We start from the raw sequence: 14,021 nt of genomic DNA, 5'->3' as shown, positions 1-14,021 counted from the left end.
CCCGCCGCCTCGCGGTGGGGTTTGCCCGGCTTCGGCAGGGGTCGGGGGTGGCAAACCGGGCTTCCGGATGTGGCGAGCACTTCCTGAAACTCAGTCCTCAAGACTGCCGGTGTGCGACACGCGTCGGGCCCCACGCGCGGCGCACCCTCCCCCGCCGAGGGGGGAGGGAGAAGCGTGGCACCGACAGGGATCTGACCCATGTCGCAGGTCGTCCAGTCCCGCCGGCTCCGGGCGATCGATATCGGCAAGCGCAAGGCCGAGGGGCGCAAGATCATCGCGCTCACCGCCTACCACGCCCACACGGCCGGCATCGTCGATCCCTATTGCGACTTCATCCTCGTGGGCGATTCCCTCGGCATGGTGATGCACGGGATGGAATCGACCATCCCCGTGACCCTGGAGATGATGATCCTCCAGGCGCAGGCGGTGATCCGCGGCACGCAGAAGGCGCTCGTCGTGGTCGACATGCCGTTCGGCTCCTACGAAGCCAGCCGGGAGCAGGCCTTCCTCAACGCCGCCCGGGTGCTCAAGGAGAGCGGCGCCGGTGCGATCAAGATGGAGGGCGGGGCGCATTTCGCCGAGACGGTGGCGTTCCTCGTCCAGCGCGGCGTGCCGGTGATGGGCCATATCGGGCTCACCCCGCAGGCCGTGAACACGATGGGCGGCTTCAAGGTCCAGGGCCGCGCCCCCGACGACGAGCGCCGCCTGCTGGAGGACGCCCGCGCGATCTCGGAGGCCGGCGCCTTCGCGATCGTGCTGGAGGGGATCGTCGAGCCGGTGGCCCGGGCGATCGCGACCTCGCCGCGGGTCACGGCGGCCACAATCGGCATCGGCGCCTCGGCTTTCTGCGACGGGCAGATCCTGGTCTTGGAGGACATGCTCGGCCTGTCCGAGCGCACGCCGAAATTCGTGCGCCAGTTCGGGAGCCTGCGCGGCCATATCGAGGAGGCCGTGAAGGCCTATGCCGAGGAGGTCCGGGCCGGGCGCTTCCCGGCCGAGGACCACACCTACGGGTAGGGCTTCAGCCCCGCGGCAGCGGCCGGGCCGGGTTGCCGACGACGGTCGCACCCGCCGGCACGTCGCGGGTGACGACCGCCCCCGCGCCGATGATGGCGTCGTTGCCCACCGTGACGCCGGGCAGGATCAGCGCGCCGCCGCCGATCCAGACATTCGCGCCGATCACGATCGGCCGGCCGGACTCCACGCCCGCCCGCCGCAGCTCCGGATCGCGCGGATGGTCGGCGGTCAGGAACTGCACCCCGGGGCCGACCTGGGTGAGGGCGCCGATCGAGACCGGGGCAACATCGAGGATCACGCAGTTGAAGTTGAGGAACACCCCGTCGCCAATGGAAATATGCTGGCCGTAGTCGCAGTGGAACGGCGGCCGGATCACCGCGTCGTCGCCGACATGGGCGAGGAGTTCGCGCAGGAGGACGCGCCTTTCGTCGGGGGAGGCGGCCAGGGTGACGTTGTAGCGGACCATCCAGGCGCGGGCGCGCCGCGCATCGGCGGCGAGTTCCGGGTCGCCCGGCCGGTAGGGCTCGCCGGACAGCATTTTCTGCTTCTCGGTTTTGGCTGTCATGCGGTTTCTCCTGCGGTGCCGGGGGGGCGGGCCAATCCTGCGCCTGCTTGATGGCCTCGGCCTGTCGAAGGCCACGGCGACAGGCCGAGGCCATTGCAGGGGCGTTGAGAGCGACCGTTGATGATCATACGGAAATTCCGTATCATCTCGCTCAATGACCGCCGACCGGTTCGATCCCACCAAGGATGCGAGCAATCACAGGAAGCACAAGCTGTCCCTGGCGTTTGGCGACCGGATCTTCGAGGACGGTGATCATCTGCTCATCCCCTCCATTCGGGAGATCGACGGAGAGGAACGGTTCAAGGTGGTCGGGCTGGTGGAGGGGAAATTGTTCACCGGCGTGTTCGTCTGGCGGTCGGACCGGCCGCGTTTCATCTCGGTGAGAAGGAGCAACACGGGTGAAGAGCGAGCCTATCGCGCTGCCGGCTGATCCGGCGGACGCCGAAGATTTCAACGCGACGGCCGAGGCGCTGGACCGCGGCCAGCGCGCCCGCCTGATCCGCAGGACGCGGACCGGGCTCGGCCTCTCGCAATCCGAGTTCGCCAGCCGCTTCCGGGTTCCGATCGGCACCCTGCGCGACTGGGAACAGGCGCGGACCACGGCACCGGATTTCGCCATCGCCTACGTGCGGGTGATCGGGCAGCATCCGGATATGGTGGCGAAAGCCGTCGCCTAACGGCCGCGCCTATCACCCCACCCGCCGCGACGGCAGCCGCAAGCCCGGGGCCGGGCGCTCCAGCAGCACCTCACGCCGGAAGCGCACCAGCCGCGCCGGCCTCCCGGCGGCGCCGCTGGTGACGCTCTCGGTATCCTCCACGAGCCCCTGCTGCGCCACGAGCCGGCGGAAGTTCTGCTTGTGCAGCTGCGTCCCCGAGAGCGCCTCCACGGTGCGCTGGAGCTGGAGCAGGGTGAATTCCGGCGGCATCAGCTCGAACACCACCGGGCGGTACTTGATCTTGCCCCGCAGCCGGCCGATCGCGGTGGCCAGCACCCGCCGGTGGTCGAAGGCCATCGGCACGCCGGCCGGGTCGTTCGGCAGGGCCGGGCCGGCATTGCCGCCGGCCTCCGGGATCAGCCCGGCCTCGAACAGCAATTCGTAGCGCTCCAGCACGCGCTCCTCGTTCCAGGTGCCGCCGTTCATCCCGAAGGTCAGGCCGAGGCGGTCGAGGCGGCGGGTCCGGGTGGCGCAATCCGCAGGCTCGGACGCCCAGGCGGAGAGCCGCGCCTCGATCGCGTCGAGCTGGCGGGGACGCCCCTGGCGAAAATCCTCGTAGGGCAGGTAGCGGTACCAGTTCTGCCACGCGGCCTCGGCGAGGCCGGCCGGCCGCTCCTCGCGCACGAGGGCCAGATAGGCCACCGAGAGCGTATGCACCCCCGATTGTTCGGAGGCCCCCGAGCGGTCGCGGTCGCCGAAGGTGTAGAGCTGCTCCACGTAGCCGAGGCGCTGGTGCGTCTGCCGCTCCACCCAGGCGCGCAGGCCCCGCTCCAGGGTGGCGTGCTCGGGGACGAGGGGGCCGGCCGGCAGGCCGTCGCCGCGGCCCGGCGCCTGGTCGGGCACGCGGATCGTCAGGGCGCGCGGCTCCCCCCTGGTCGCGGCGACGATCACCGCGACGAGGCCTACGGAGGAGCGCTCCTTCGGGGCCTGCGCCCCGCGCGCACCCGTCTGCGCCGCGACACCGTCCATTGTCCCTCGACCACCTCTCCTATCGAATGTGCGCTTGCGCCGATCGATCCCGTCCGCTCCGGCGGCGAATGCCGCCTATAGGGGGGCAGGATGGCCGCGCGTCAACGCCGCCGTATGACGCTCGGCGGCCGCAGGACCTGAGAGCGCAAAAGCAAGACTGCTTGCCAAGGCGGCGGCACCTGACCAAACAGGGGCCATCCGAACGGTAGAAACGGAACCCAGCGACAGCGATGCCAGCCAGCGCGAACGCCGCACCGACCGGGGGGCCGGCGGTCGATCTGCGGCTCTACGGCCTCCTCGATGTCGGCGTGTGCGGCGGTGACGGTGACCGGCTGGCGCGGCTCGGCGCCGAGGCGGTGGCGGGGGGCTGCACTCTACTCCAGTACCGCGAGAAGGATATTCCCGACGCCCGCGCCGCCCTGGCGCGGATCCGGGCGATCCGGGAGGCGGTGGGCGGACGGGTGCCGGTGCTGGTCAACGACCGCGTCGACCTCGCCCTCGCGGCAGGGGCGGAGGGGGTGCATCTCGGCCAGGGCGACCTTCACCCAGCCGACGCCCGCCGGCTCCTGGGGCCGGGCGCGATCATCGGCCTCACAGTGAAGACCACCGCGCAGGCCGACGAGCTGTACCGGCTGCCGGTGGACTACGCCTGCATCGGCGGCGTGTTCGCCACGACCAGCAAGGACAATCCCGATCCGCCGGTGGGTCTCGAAGGGTTTGCCAGCATCGCCTTCCGCGCCCGGCTCGCCCGGGGGGCGGCCCTGCCGCTCGGCGCCATCGCGGGCATCGGCCCGGACAACGCCGCCGCCGTGGTCGCCGCGGGGGCGGACGGGGTCGCGGTGATCACCGCCCTGTTCGGCGCCGAGCCGGTGCGCCAGCGCGCCCGGGACCTGCGCGCGCAGATCGACGCCGCCCTGTCGGAGCGTGCGGCGCGATGAGCAACTCAACCCCGATCGCGGTGACCATCGCGGGCTCGGATTCCGGCGGCGGCGCCGGCATCCAGGCCGATCTCAAGACCTTCTCGGCGCTCGGCGTCTACGGCGCCAGCGTGATCACGGCGCTCACCGCGCAGAATACGCGCGGCGTCCAGGGCATCCACGACGTGCCCGCGGAGTTCGTCACCCGGCAGATCGACAGCGTCTTCTCCGACCTCGCGGTGACGGCGGTGAAGATCGGCATGCTGTCCCGGTCCGAGGTGATCGCCGCGGTGGCGGACGGGCTGGCGCGCCATGCCCAAAAAATCCCCGTCGTCCTCGACCCCGTGATGGTCGCCACCAGCGGCGACCGGCTGATCGCCGACGACGCCGTGGCGACGCTCCGGGACCGGCTGCTGGCCCGGGCCGACCTGATCACCCCCAACCTACCGGAGGCCGCGGTGCTGCTCGGCGAATCCGTGGCCGAGGACTCGGCGACCGCCGCGGCGCAGGCCCGGCGGCTCGTGGCGCTCGGCGCCCGGGCGGTGCTGATCAAGGGCGGCCACGGGACGGGCCGGGAGAGCATCGATCACCTCGTGACCGCGGATGGGACCCTGCGGACCCTGGTGGCGCCGCGGATCGCCAGCGCCAACACGCACGGCACCGGCTGCACCCTCTCGTCCGCCGTGGCGGCGGGGCTGGCCCGCGGCCTTGCGCTGCCGCAGGCGGTGGCGGAGGCCAAGATCTATCTGACGGCGGCCCTGGCCGCCGCGGACGGGCTCACGATCGGCTCAGGCCACGGGCCGGTCCATCATTTCCACGGGATTTGGGCGTAGACCGGCGCGCCGAGGCGACTTCCGCCGCCTTGCAACCGGGCGACGATTGCGTTTGAAGAAGCGCACGATCGTTCGGATAACGGAACGGTGCAGGCGGGCCGGTGACGATGCAGGATCAGGCGGAACGGCCAGACCGGGCGCGCGGGCGCGATCTGCTGACGGGGGCGCAGGTGCTCTCCGGGCAACTCGGCAAGACCATCCAGCGGTTGCGCAAAGCCTACAACCTCTCGCTCTCGGAACTCGCCGAGCAATCGGGCGTGGCCAAGTCGATCATCAGCCAGATCGAGCGCAACGAGACCAACCCGACGCTCGCCACCATCTGGCGGCTCTCCCAGGCGCTGGACGTGTCGATCGAGCGCGTGCTGGCGGCGGGCGACGAGGAGCCGTTCATCGAAAAAACCTCCCGGGCGGACACGCCGATCCTGGTCTCCGAGGACGGGAAGGTGCGGCTCGCCATCATCGGCTGGCTGAAGACGATCGAGTGGCTGCAATGGTACGAGGTGACGGCCGATCCCGGCGGGGTGCTCGACTCGGACCCGCACCAGCGCGGATCGGTGGAATCGCTCTCGGTCGCCGAGGGGGCGTTCGAGGTGGAGATCGGCGGCATCGTGCAGCGGGCGCGGGCGGGCGAGACCCTGCGCTACCGCTGCGACCGGCCACATCTCGTGCGCTGCACCGAAGGGCCGGCCCGGGCCACCATGGTGGTGATCATGAAGGCCGCGGTGATGGAGTGAGGGGGGCTCACCGCCCCGTATTCACCCACCGCACCACGTCGGCCAGCACGATCATCAGCGCCTGGTCGAGGGCGCGGGCGCCGGTGCCGGCGTCGATCTTGGCCACCGGCACCCGGGCCACGAAGATCCGTGCGGCCGTCACCTTGCCGGTGCCGTCGGCCACGAGCTTCAGCGACAGGTCGACCACCGCCTCGCCCGTCGCCGCCTGGACGTCGAAGGCGCGGATCTCACTGATCAGCTGGTAATCGGCCACCACCTTGTCGCCGGGCCGGCTCACCGAGCGCAGCCGCCCGGAATTCTCCAGGCTCTGGATGATCCGCGTCTGGATCAGGCGCGGCAGCCGGTCGGCCCACTGGGCGCCGCCCAGGAAGGAGAGCGAACCGCCGGGCTCGCGCACGATGATCCGGTCGGCCTCGAAGGGCTGGATGCCCACCGGCTCCGAGACCGCGATCGCGCGCGCCGCCGCCACCGGCCGACCGGCCGGGGGCAGGGCCGCGAGGTCGAAGGTCAGCGGCGCCGCACCGCCGCCGCAGCCACCCAGCAGGGCGGCGAGCAGCGCGGCGGCAGCGATGTGGGACGAGCGGACCATACACATGACCTGAGAGACCCCGCCGACGGACGGCGGGGTTGTATAAGCTATGCCGTTAAAACTACCCCGTGCCCGTATCGGTGCCGTGCGCCGGGACACATCGACCCGGCGAGGGGCCATTTCAGCGGCCGCCGTTGTATTCGGGCAACGATGGTTTGCCGCCGAAGATCACCTGGCTCGGGTCGCGCTCCAGGCTGCGCACGGTGCGGTTGAGGGTGCTCAGGGTCCGCTGGCCGTCCCCGGAGAGGGCTTCCACCTCCCGGCGGCCGGTGCCGCTCAGCCGGCCGAAATTGGCCGAGATGCTGGCGGTGCGCTTGTCGAGGTTCTCCGACATGACCCGGAACGCCTTGCCGGCGTCGCGCACGGAGATCGCCGCCGCGCGGATCTCGGCGAAGGTGCTGGAGCCCTCCTGGCCGGAAGCCGAGCCCAGGAAGCCTTGCGCGCCGTTGAGCACCGCGTCGATCTTGTCGGCCGAGGCGTTGAGCTTGGCGGCGAGCGAGCGGGCGTCGTGCAGGCCCGACTCGATGTCGGGGCTTGCCTTCGACAGGGCCTCCGAGAACCGGTCGGCATTGTCGATCACGTGGCCGAGCTTCGCCCCGTCCACCGCTTTGACCAGGGCCGAGATGTTCGGCCCGGCATCCGCCAGCGTCTTGGAGAAGGTCTCGACATTGGTGAGCGAGCGGTTGATCGCGCCCTCGTTGGCCGAGACCAGCCGGTCGAGGCGGGCCAGCATGTCGTCGGCCCGCTGCGCCACCTGGCGGGCGAGCGCCATCATGTCCTGCATGTCGGAGGAATCGGCGAAGATCGTCGGCGGCTCGCCGTTAGCCATCGAGGTGAGCGCCGGCGCGTCGGCGTTGCCGCCCGACAGCGAGATCACCGAGACGCCGGTGAGCATCGCCGAGTCGAGCCGGGCGCGGGTATCGGCCCGGAGCGGCGTCGAGGGCTCGACCTTGATCTGGGCCAGCACCCGGCGCGGATCCTGCGGGGCGAGGCGGATGTCGGTGACCTCGCCGACCTTGATGCCGTTGAAGTTCACGCTCGATCCGCGCGACAGCCCCCCGACCGAACCGGAGAAGACGATCCGCACCGTCTGGCTGACCTGCCGGGACGAGCCGCCGGAGAGCCACAGCACGGTGCCGAAGCCCGCCAGGATGACGGCGATGGTGAAGGCCCCGATCAGGGCGTAGTTCGCGCGGGTTTCCATGCGCTCAGCCTGTGTGTCTGCCCGGCGGAGATCCTGCCGGGCGTCTGGCCCCGGCTCCCGGGCGGGAGCGGAGCGGAAAGGGGTCGCTGTGGGATTCAGGCATGCGCCGCCGCACCGCCAGTAGCGATGGTCCGGGCGCGCTTACCGTGGAAGTAGGAGCGCAGCCAGGGATGGTCGCTCGCCAGCATCTCCTCGATGGTGCCGACAGCGATGATCTGACCGTCGCCGAGCGCCGCGATCCGGTCGCAGGCGGTGTAGAGGCTGTCGAGGTCGTGGGTGACCATGAAGACGGTCAGCCCCAGCGTCTCCTTGAGAGTCGAGACGAGGTCGTCGAACTCCCCCGCGCCGATCGGGTCGAGGCCCGAGGTCGGCTCGTCGAGGAACAGGATCTCGGGATCGAGCGCCAGGGAGCGGGCCAACGCCGCGCGCTTGATCATGCCGCCCGACAGTTCCGAGGGCAGCTTGTCGGCGGCGTCGGGCTTGAGGCCGACCATCTCGATCTTGAGGCGGGCGAACTCGTCGAGCAGGCGCTCGGACAGGTTCAGGTGCTCGCGCATCGGCACCTGGATGTTCTGCTTGACGGTCAGCGCCGAGAACAGGGCGCCCTGCTGGAACAGCACACCCCAGCGCTGCTCCATCCGCCGCCGCTCGGCATAGGTGAGTTCATCGACATCGCGACCGAACACCTCGATCGTGCCGGCCCGCTTCGGGTTGAGGCCGAGGATCGTCCGGGTGAGCACCGATTTGCCCTGGCCGGAGGGGCCGACGAAGCCCAGGATCTCGCCAGCCCGGATGTCGAGGTTCAGGCCTTTCAGGATGTTGCGGTCGCGGAAGCCGACCACGAGGTCGCGCACGCGGATGATCGGGGCGGGGGTGGCCATCGGGGCGGTCATCGGGGTCTCAGAAATCGATCGCGGCGAAGAACACCGCGAACAGGCCATCGAGGACGATGACCATGAAGATGGATTTCACCACCGAGGCGGTGACGTGGCGGCCGAGTGATTCCGCCGAGCCCTCCACGGCAAACCCCTCGATCGTGGCGATCACCCCGATGGTCAGCGCCATGAATGGCGCCTTGATCAGGCCGACCATCACGTGGTGGACGCCCACCGCCGCCTGGAGCCGGACGAGGAACTGGTCGAGGGTCAGCCCGCCGTAGAGCATCGCGGTGAGGCCGCCGCCCGCCAGCGCCGAGAGGTCGCCGATCAGGGTCAGCATCGGCAGGCCGATCATCAGCGCGAGCACCCGAGGCACGATCAGGATCTCGACGGGGTCGAGGCCCATGACACGCAGGGCATCGACCTCCTCGCGCATGCGCATGGAGCCGATCTCGGCGGTGATCGCCGAGCCGGAGCGGCCCGCCACCATGATGGAGGTGAGCAGCACGCCCATCTCGCGCAGGATCAGCAGGCCGATCAGGTTGACCACGAAGGTCTGGGCGCCGAAGCGCTGGAGCTGGAAGATACCCTGCTGGGCGACGATGCCGCCCACGAGGAACGAGATCAGCACGATGATCGGCGTGCCGTTCAGCGCCACCTGCTGGACCTGATTGACGAGGGCGTTGCCCCGGAAGGTTCCAGGGCGCAGGGCGACGCGCCCGCAGGCGGCGATCAGCTCGCCCAGGAAGGCGAGGGCGGTGACGAATTCCTGGCCGCCGCGCACGGTCTGACGGCCCGTGGCGTCGAGGGCGCCGACGATCACGCCGTGCCGCCGCTGCGGCCCAGCCTCGGGCTCGCGCAGACGGACTTCGCCAAGCAGGGTGCGGTGCTCCGGCCGGACCTCGTGATAGGTGAGGGCGCCGCCCGCCTGCTCGATCTCGGCGCGGGTGCGCTCCAGCACCCAGGCGCCGAGCGTGTCGAGGCGCTCGATCCCCGACAGGTCGAGGGCCACGGGCCCCGCCCGGCCGGACGCCGCGATGCGCGCGGCCGCGGCCTCGACGGCGGGCGCTTGGTCGGCGGTCCAGCGGCCGTCGAGCTGCAGCCGGCCGTCCTCCGGCCGGTCCCGCACCGACGCACCGGCGGGAACGATGTCCTGACTCAGCAAGACCCTCTCTCCTCGATCGAGGCACCACCCTGCCGGGCGGTTATGTCGACATTACGGTTGACGATCCGTCTCCGATGTCGCGCTGCGGGAGGCGAGGGCGAGCCCAAGGCCGGCCCCGGCCAGGGGCGCCATCAGCAGGAAGGCGAGGGGGCCGCCTGCCCGGTAGGCGAACCCGCTCACCAGGGTGGCGACCACCGAAATGCTGGCGTTGACCGCGCTGAGGGTGCCCTGCGCCCGGCCCCGCGCCCCATCCGGGGCGTAGGCCGAGACCGCAGCCATGGCGCCGAGCTGCGTCGCCCCGAAGGTCAGCCCGTGCAGGCCCTGCAGCGGCACGAGGGCGGCGAGGCGGTCGCCGATCAGGACCATGCCGACAGCCCGCAGGATCGCGGCAGCGCCGCCAAGGCTCAGGAGCCGCGCCGGGCTGCGCCACGCGGCCGGCAGGGCGGGCATGGCGGCGAACAGCACGATCTCCGAGAGCACGCCGACCGCCCAGAGCGAGCCGACCCAGGCGGCCGGGATGCCCTGGCTCGTCCAGTAGATGCTGCCGAATCCGTAGATCGCCCCGTGGCTCGCCTGGATCGCCGCCGCCGCACCGATGCAGAGCCAGAGCTTCGGCGGAAGCCTCGGCCGCCCTGTCCCGTCCTCGGCCCGCTTCAGGCCCGTCACCGCCCGGCTGCGCCACGCCACCAGCGCCGCCCCGAGGGCGAGGCCGGTGAGCAGCAGCGGCACCGCGAGCCGTCCGCCGAGCGCCGACAGCAGGAACCCGCCCGCGAGGTTCGCCAGCAGGAACGCGATGGAGCCCGCCATCCGGATCCGGGAATAGGCGAGCCGGCTGTCCCGCCGCACGGCCGCCAGCGTCAGGTAGTCGATGCAGGGCACGAGCGGCGCGCCCGCAACCGCGTTGAGCACGATCAGCACGGCCAGCAGCGGCCATCCGATCCCGGCCGCCCCCGGCATCAGCGCGTAGGTGAGGCTGAGCGCGAGGCTGCCAGCGAGGATCATCCGGCGCGGCCCGAGGCCCCGGTCGAGCAGGCTCATCAGCGGCGCGGTGGCGATGATCCGGGTGCCGATCGGCAGCGCGAGCAGCACGCCGATCACCACGGCGTCGAGCCCCAGGGCGTTGAGCCAGAGCGGCATGAACGGCATCGCGATGCCGATCTCGGTGAAGACCACGGCGTAGAGCAGCGACAGGCGCGCCGGACCGGACGGGCGGGGCAAGGTGGAACTCGGACAGGGGGATTCGAGGCACGCAGGGCGGACCCGGCGTCGGGCGCACCCGTAAGCGCCCGTTAAACAGGCTCTGTCAAACACGGGGCGTCGCGCGCCCGGAGCCCGCGTTCAGGGAAACCCATGTTCGGTCCCGCAACCCCGAGCCCGAACACCGCGGCCGAATACGAGGCCATCGAGGCGACCATCGCGGTCACCGAGCGCGGGCGCTGGTTCCTGGCCGAACATGTCCGCCGCAACCGCGGGGCCGAGACCGAGATGCTGCTCGGGGCGATCGCCCGCCTGGAGCGGACCGTCACCGAGGATCGGGGTCACGGGGCGTTCGGGCACCTGCGCGGCAACCTCGTCGACATGGCCGACGCGATCAGCCGGACCAAGGCCGAGATCGCCGCGATCAGCGCCGCGAACCACGAGCAGACGCGCCTGACCCAGGCATCGCTGGCCCTCGACGGCATCGTGCGCGAGACCGAGCGGGCGACCTCGGACATCCTCGGCTGCGCCGAGGCGATCCAGGAGGCGGCCTGGACGCTGCGCGAGCGGGGCGCCGATGCGGCGGCCTGCGACGCCCTCGACCACCACGCGACCGCCATCTACACGGCCTGCTCGTTCCAGGACCTCACCGCGCAGCGCACCGCCCGGATCGTCTATACCCTGCGCTACCTCGAAGACCGCCTGTCGGCGATGATCGCGATCTGGGGCGAGGAGGCCGAGCCGGTCCCGCCCCTGACCGAAGCCGGGGCCGCCGAAATCGGCGCGTCCGATCTCTGCCAGAGCGACATCGACCGCTACATCGGCATGGATGTCCCGGCCGTCACCGCCGCCGCGCTCGTGGCCCGGCCGGGAAGCCTGCCGCTGCACGAGGATCTCGTGTTCCTGCCGGTCGCGGGCGAGCCCGAGGCCGAGGAAGCCGAGACCGGGCACGCCGCGGACGGCGCGCAGGCCCGCGACGCGGCCGCCCTCGATTGGGCCGGGTTCGCCGCCGACGCCCCCGAACCGGACGGGCTTCCGGCGCAACCGGCCGAGCCGGAAGCCGTGATGAGCCTCGCCGCGATCGATGCGCTGTCGCCGGAGCAGCGACTGGCGCTGTTCGCCTGACCGACCTGTCCGGGGCATCACAGGGCCGCGAAACCGGATCCCCCTTTCGCGCGGCATGCTCTATCAGGGGCGCCCTGCCGAGACCGCTGAGACCGCGCGCCCGTGGCCCTGAACCTGATCAAGCTCTGCGTCGGCCCTGCCTCGATCGCCGACCTCGAGGCCCGGCAGGCCCGCTCCCTGGCCGCGGCGCTGCCGGACGGGCGGACCGCCGCGCCGTTCCACGTCACCCGAACCCTGCCCAAGCGCCACCGCGAGATCACAGGCCGGGGCTCGATCTACTGGGTGATCCGCGGGACCCTCTCCTGTCGGCAGGCGATCACCGCGATCGAACCGCTCACCGGCGAGGACGGCATTCCCCGCTGCCGGCTGGTCTTCGATCCGCGCCTCGTTCCGGTGGCCCCGCGGCCGTACCGCCCGTTCCAGGGCTGGCGCTACCTCACGGCCCGCGACGCGCCGGCCGACCTCGGTGCCGAGGCCGCGGGCGACCTCGCCGAGATGCCGGAAGCCCTGCGGCGGGAGCTGGTCGGGCTCGGGCTGCTGTGACGTCAGCGGGGTCGGGGGCGTCTACGGGCGCCCGGGATGACGGATCGGGCGTGCGGGAAGCCTCGGTTCGCACCGACCCCGCCTCTCCCTCCGCTCTGCGGGCAACCGGCTTCGTACATCGCTGATGTCGGTCTGGAGCCTGGCGCCGCGTTTCGCGGCCTGGACGGCGGGCCATCCGGCGAGCGTGACTGGGGACCGGGTTTTTGATGACAGCCGGGCCGGGCGCGGACCCGGGCGGCCATAGGTGAGCGAGCCGGGCGGGTGCGGGTCCGTCTGCGGTGCGGTCCGGCCCTCGAGCGCAGCGCGGAACGCCCGCATCGGTGGGAGATCGTCGGGATCGACCACGCGGCCGTCGCCAAACAGCGCCGGCGCCGTCGCAACCGTCCCGCTCGCGACAACGGGGACTCAGACAGCCCGACAGAACGCGGCGCGAGATCTGTGCATCCGCTCGCCCGCAGGGGGGAGCGTCGAGCTTCAGCGCTCAATTCTTGTCGTCGGGAGTCCTACCCCTGCTGCGTGGGCGTCGTCACCACAAGCCCGTCCAGCGCCGGGGTGATCTTGATCTGGCAGGACAGGCGGGAATTCTCGCGCACGTCGCTGGCGAAATCGAGCATGTCCTGCTCCATGTCCTGCGCCTTGCCGACCGCCTCGATCCAGTCCTCGGCGACGTAGACGTGGCAGGTGGCGCAGGCGCAGGCGCCGCCACATTCCGCGTCGATGCCCGGCACGTTGTTGCGCAAAGCCGTCTCCATCACGGTCGCGCCGACACTGCCTTCAACGGTCCTTTCCGTCCCGGCGTGGTCGACGTAGGTGATCTTGGGCATGCTGGGGCTCCGGGCTCGCGTCGGGCAAAACCAGTCCAACGGGCGGCGTGACTGCTTGGCGGTTGAACCCACGGAATGCAAGCGCGGCGATTGACGCCCATCCCGGATCGATCGCCGCATCGCGGCACGCGTCTTTCGGATGCGGGCGACGCCCTCAGGGCCGCCCGTCCGTGATCGCGCGGAGCGCCGCATCGACCGCTTTCGCGAGGCCGTCGAGGGCTGCCTCTTGTCCCCCGCGCAGGCGCGTCTCCACGGCATCCGCCAGCGCGTGGACCCGCGTGGCGCCGACGCCCGCGGCCGAGCCTTTCAAGGTATGCGCGAGATCGGCGCGCTCGCCCCGCGGCCGGGCGGGATCGGTCAGCCGAGGAAGGATCGACAGGCACTGATCGGCGAACAGAGCCAGCACCTCGCGGGCGAGATCGGCGTCGCCGCCGGTCTGGGCATCGAGGGCCGTGCGGTCGATCGGAGGCCAGTCGGCGTCCCCCGACTCGGTGTTCCCTGGGGATTGCGGATCTGATCCACACAATTCACCCCCTGATTCGCCGGTCGGGGATCGCGCCGGACCCCCTCCCTGCGGCACGATATGAAGGCGGTGAGCGGCAGGGTCGGTAACCATTCGGTTAACGTTTTCTGGGGCCGACCGGAGGCTCGGGTATCGGCGATCGCTGCTCCGGTCTAATCTTGTAATGGTAAACGGGGTGTTGCGTCTCCGGCATCAGCCTCCCCAGGTGCCGGTGAACCCGTG

The 14,021-nt window shown here is 71.3% G+C and carries 17 protein-coding genes; 8 read left to right on the top strand and 9 right to left on the bottom strand.

The window, feature by feature from the left end; genetic code table 11:
* Positions 1–198 precede the first annotated feature (198 nt).
* Positions 199–1,017, top strand: a complete 819-nt coding sequence (gene panB / locus MKK75_RS06085) for a 3-methyl-2-oxobutanoate hydroxymethyltransferase (RefSeq protein ID WP_244041721.1) — start codon at positions 199–201, stop codon at positions 1,015–1,017.
* Between the two features lie 4 nt (positions 1,018–1,021).
* On the opposite strand, the gene MKK75_RS06080 is transcribed toward panB, so the two are convergent.
* Positions 1,022–1,582, bottom strand: a complete 561-nt coding sequence (locus MKK75_RS06080) for a sugar O-acetyltransferase (RefSeq protein ID WP_244041720.1) — start codon at positions 1,580–1,582, stop codon at positions 1,022–1,024.
* A 154-nt stretch (positions 1,583–1,736) separates the two neighbouring features.
* Here MKK75_RS06080 and MKK75_RS06075 point away from each other — a divergent pair, with 154 nt between their 5' ends.
* Positions 1,737–2,012, top strand: a complete 276-nt coding sequence (locus tag MKK75_RS06075; protein WP_244041719.1) for a BrnT family toxin — start codon at positions 1,737–1,739, stop codon at positions 2,010–2,012.
* Positions 1,981–2,259 carry a helix-turn-helix domain-containing protein gene (locus MKK75_RS06070; RefSeq protein ID WP_244041718.1) on the top strand — a complete coding sequence of 93 codons (279 nt, stop codon included), beginning with the start codon at positions 1,981–1,983 and terminating at the stop codon, positions 2,257–2,259. The genes MKK75_RS06075 and MKK75_RS06070 overlap by 32 nt, the downstream gene beginning before the upstream one ends.
* Before the next feature lie 12 nt (positions 2,260–2,271).
* On the opposite strand, the gene MKK75_RS06065 is transcribed toward MKK75_RS06070, so the two are convergent.
* Positions 2,272–3,267, bottom strand: coding sequence for an NUDIX hydrolase (locus tag MKK75_RS06065; protein ID WP_244041717.1), 996 nt, complete (start codon positions 3,265–3,267; stop codon positions 2,272–2,274).
* A 230-nt stretch (positions 3,268–3,497) separates the two neighbouring features.
* Here MKK75_RS06065 and thiE point away from each other — a divergent pair, with 230 nt between their 5' ends.
* The 3 genes from thiE (at position 3,498) to MKK75_RS06050 (ending at position 5,751) form a co-directional block, all read left to right on the top strand.
* Positions 3,498–4,205 (top strand): thiamine phosphate synthase, encoded by a 708-nt coding sequence (thiE, locus tag MKK75_RS06060; protein ID WP_244041716.1) that lies wholly within the window; start codon positions 3,498–3,500, stop codon positions 4,203–4,205.
* The gene (gene thiD, locus MKK75_RS06055; protein WP_244041715.1) at positions 4,202–5,017 is read left to right on the top strand and encodes a bifunctional hydroxymethylpyrimidine kinase/phosphomethylpyrimidine kinase; all 816 of its coding nucleotides are present in this window, start codon (positions 4,202–4,204) and stop codon (positions 5,015–5,017) included. The genes thiE and thiD overlap by 4 nt, the downstream gene beginning before the upstream one ends.
* Before the next feature lie 107 nt (positions 5,018–5,124).
* The gene (locus tag MKK75_RS06050) at positions 5,125–5,751 is read left to right on the top strand and encodes a helix-turn-helix domain-containing protein (RefSeq protein ID WP_244041723.1); all 627 of its coding nucleotides are present in this window, start codon (positions 5,125–5,127) and stop codon (positions 5,749–5,751) included.
* 7 nt (positions 5,752–5,758) lie between these two features.
* On the opposite strand, the gene MKK75_RS06045 is transcribed toward MKK75_RS06050, so the two are convergent.
* From MKK75_RS06045 to MKK75_RS06025, 5 genes are all read right to left on the bottom strand, one after another.
* Positions 5,759–6,340, bottom strand: a complete 582-nt coding sequence (locus tag MKK75_RS06045) for an ABC-type transport auxiliary lipoprotein family protein (protein ID WP_244041714.1) — start codon at positions 6,338–6,340, stop codon at positions 5,759–5,761.
* A gap of 121 nt (positions 6,341–6,461) precedes the next feature.
* Complete coding sequence (locus tag MKK75_RS06040) at positions 6,462–7,544, bottom strand: MlaD family protein (RefSeq protein ID WP_244041713.1); 1,083 nt, start codon at positions 7,542–7,544, stop codon at positions 6,462–6,464.
* A gap of 95 nt (positions 7,545–7,639) precedes the next feature.
* Entirely contained in the window at positions 7,640–8,437 is a 798-nt protein-coding gene (locus tag MKK75_RS06035; protein ID WP_244041712.1) for an ABC transporter ATP-binding protein, read from the bottom strand.
* Between the two features lie 7 nt (positions 8,438–8,444).
* Positions 8,445–9,587: an ABC transporter permease gene (locus tag MKK75_RS06030; RefSeq protein WP_244041711.1), complete on the bottom strand. Its 1,143-nt coding sequence runs from the start codon at positions 9,585–9,587 to the stop codon at positions 8,445–8,447.
* A 51-nt stretch (positions 9,588–9,638) separates the two neighbouring features.
* The gene (locus tag MKK75_RS06025; RefSeq protein WP_244041710.1) at positions 9,639–10,805 is read right to left on the bottom strand and encodes an MFS transporter; all 1,167 of its coding nucleotides are present in this window, start codon (positions 10,803–10,805) and stop codon (positions 9,639–9,641) included.
* A 132-nt stretch (positions 10,806–10,937) separates the two neighbouring features.
* On the opposite strand from MKK75_RS06025, the gene MKK75_RS06020 reads away from it, so the two are divergent.
* Positions 10,938–11,909, top strand: a complete 972-nt coding sequence (locus MKK75_RS06020) for a hypothetical protein (protein ID WP_244041709.1) — start codon at positions 10,938–10,940, stop codon at positions 11,907–11,909.
* A gap of 102 nt (positions 11,910–12,011) precedes the next feature.
* Positions 12,012–12,452: a DUF1489 family protein gene (locus MKK75_RS06015; protein ID WP_244041708.1), complete on the top strand. Its 441-nt coding sequence runs from the start codon at positions 12,012–12,014 to the stop codon at positions 12,450–12,452.
* A gap of 503 nt (positions 12,453–12,955) precedes the next feature.
* Here the strand turns inward: MKK75_RS06015 and MKK75_RS06010 are convergent.
* Together MKK75_RS06010 and MKK75_RS06005 are read right to left on the bottom strand one after the other, a co-directional pair.
* Positions 12,956–13,276, bottom strand: a complete 321-nt coding sequence (locus tag MKK75_RS06010; protein WP_244041707.1) for a 2Fe-2S iron-sulfur cluster-binding protein — start codon at positions 13,274–13,276, stop codon at positions 12,956–12,958.
* Between the two features lie 154 nt (positions 13,277–13,430).
* The gene (locus MKK75_RS06005; protein ID WP_244041722.1) at positions 13,431–13,739 is read right to left on the bottom strand and encodes an Hpt domain-containing protein; all 309 of its coding nucleotides are present in this window, start codon (positions 13,737–13,739) and stop codon (positions 13,431–13,433) included.
* Positions 13,740–14,021 lie beyond the last annotated feature (282 nt).

Origin of the sequence: Methylobacterium sp. J-030, from assembly GCF_022829545.1 — a bacterium.
Classification (GTDB): domain Bacteria; phylum Pseudomonadota; class Alphaproteobacteria; order Rhizobiales; family Beijerinckiaceae; genus Methylobacterium.
This window is presented reverse-complemented; position numbering and strand designations above follow the sequence as displayed.

Excerpts from the sequence above, each read along its gene's own strand:
- MKK75_RS06080 (WP_244041720.1), bottom strand. The coding sequence starts at position 1,582 with ATGACAGCCAAAACCGAGAAGCAGAAAATGCTGTCCGGCGAGCCCTAC.
- thiE (WP_244041716.1), top strand. The coding sequence starts at position 3,498 with ATGCCAGCCAGCGCGAACGCCGCACCGACCGGGGGGCCGGCGGTCGAT.
- panB (WP_244041721.1), top strand. The coding sequence starts at position 199 with ATGTCGCAGGTCGTCCAGTCCCGCCGGCTCCGGGCGATCGATATCGGC.
- MKK75_RS06010 (WP_244041707.1), bottom strand. The coding sequence starts at position 13,276 with ATGCCCAAGATCACCTACGTCGACCACGCCGGGACGGAAAGGACCGTT.
- MKK75_RS06020 (WP_244041709.1), top strand. The coding sequence starts at position 10,938 with ATGTTCGGTCCCGCAACCCCGAGCCCGAACACCGCGGCCGAATACGAG.
- MKK75_RS06045 (WP_244041714.1), bottom strand. The coding sequence starts at position 6,340 with ATGGTCCGCTCGTCCCACATCGCTGCCGCCGCGCTGCTCGCCGCCCTG.
- MKK75_RS06050 (WP_244041723.1), top strand. The coding sequence starts at position 5,125 with ATGCAGGATCAGGCGGAACGGCCAGACCGGGCGCGCGGGCGCGATCTG.
- MKK75_RS06065 (WP_244041717.1), bottom strand. The coding sequence starts at position 3,267 with ATGGACGGTGTCGCGGCGCAGACGGGTGCGCGCGGGGCGCAGGCCCCG.
- MKK75_RS06040 (WP_244041713.1), bottom strand. The coding sequence starts at position 7,544 with ATGGAAACCCGCGCGAACTACGCCCTGATCGGGGCCTTCACCATCGCC.
- MKK75_RS06035 (WP_244041712.1), bottom strand. The coding sequence starts at position 8,437 with ATGACCGCCCCGATGGCCACCCCCGCCCCGATCATCCGCGTGCGCGAC.
- thiD (WP_244041715.1), top strand. The coding sequence starts at position 4,202 with ATGAGCAACTCAACCCCGATCGCGGTGACCATCGCGGGCTCGGATTCC.
- MKK75_RS06075 (WP_244041719.1), top strand. The coding sequence starts at position 1,737 with ATGACCGCCGACCGGTTCGATCCCACCAAGGATGCGAGCAATCACAGG.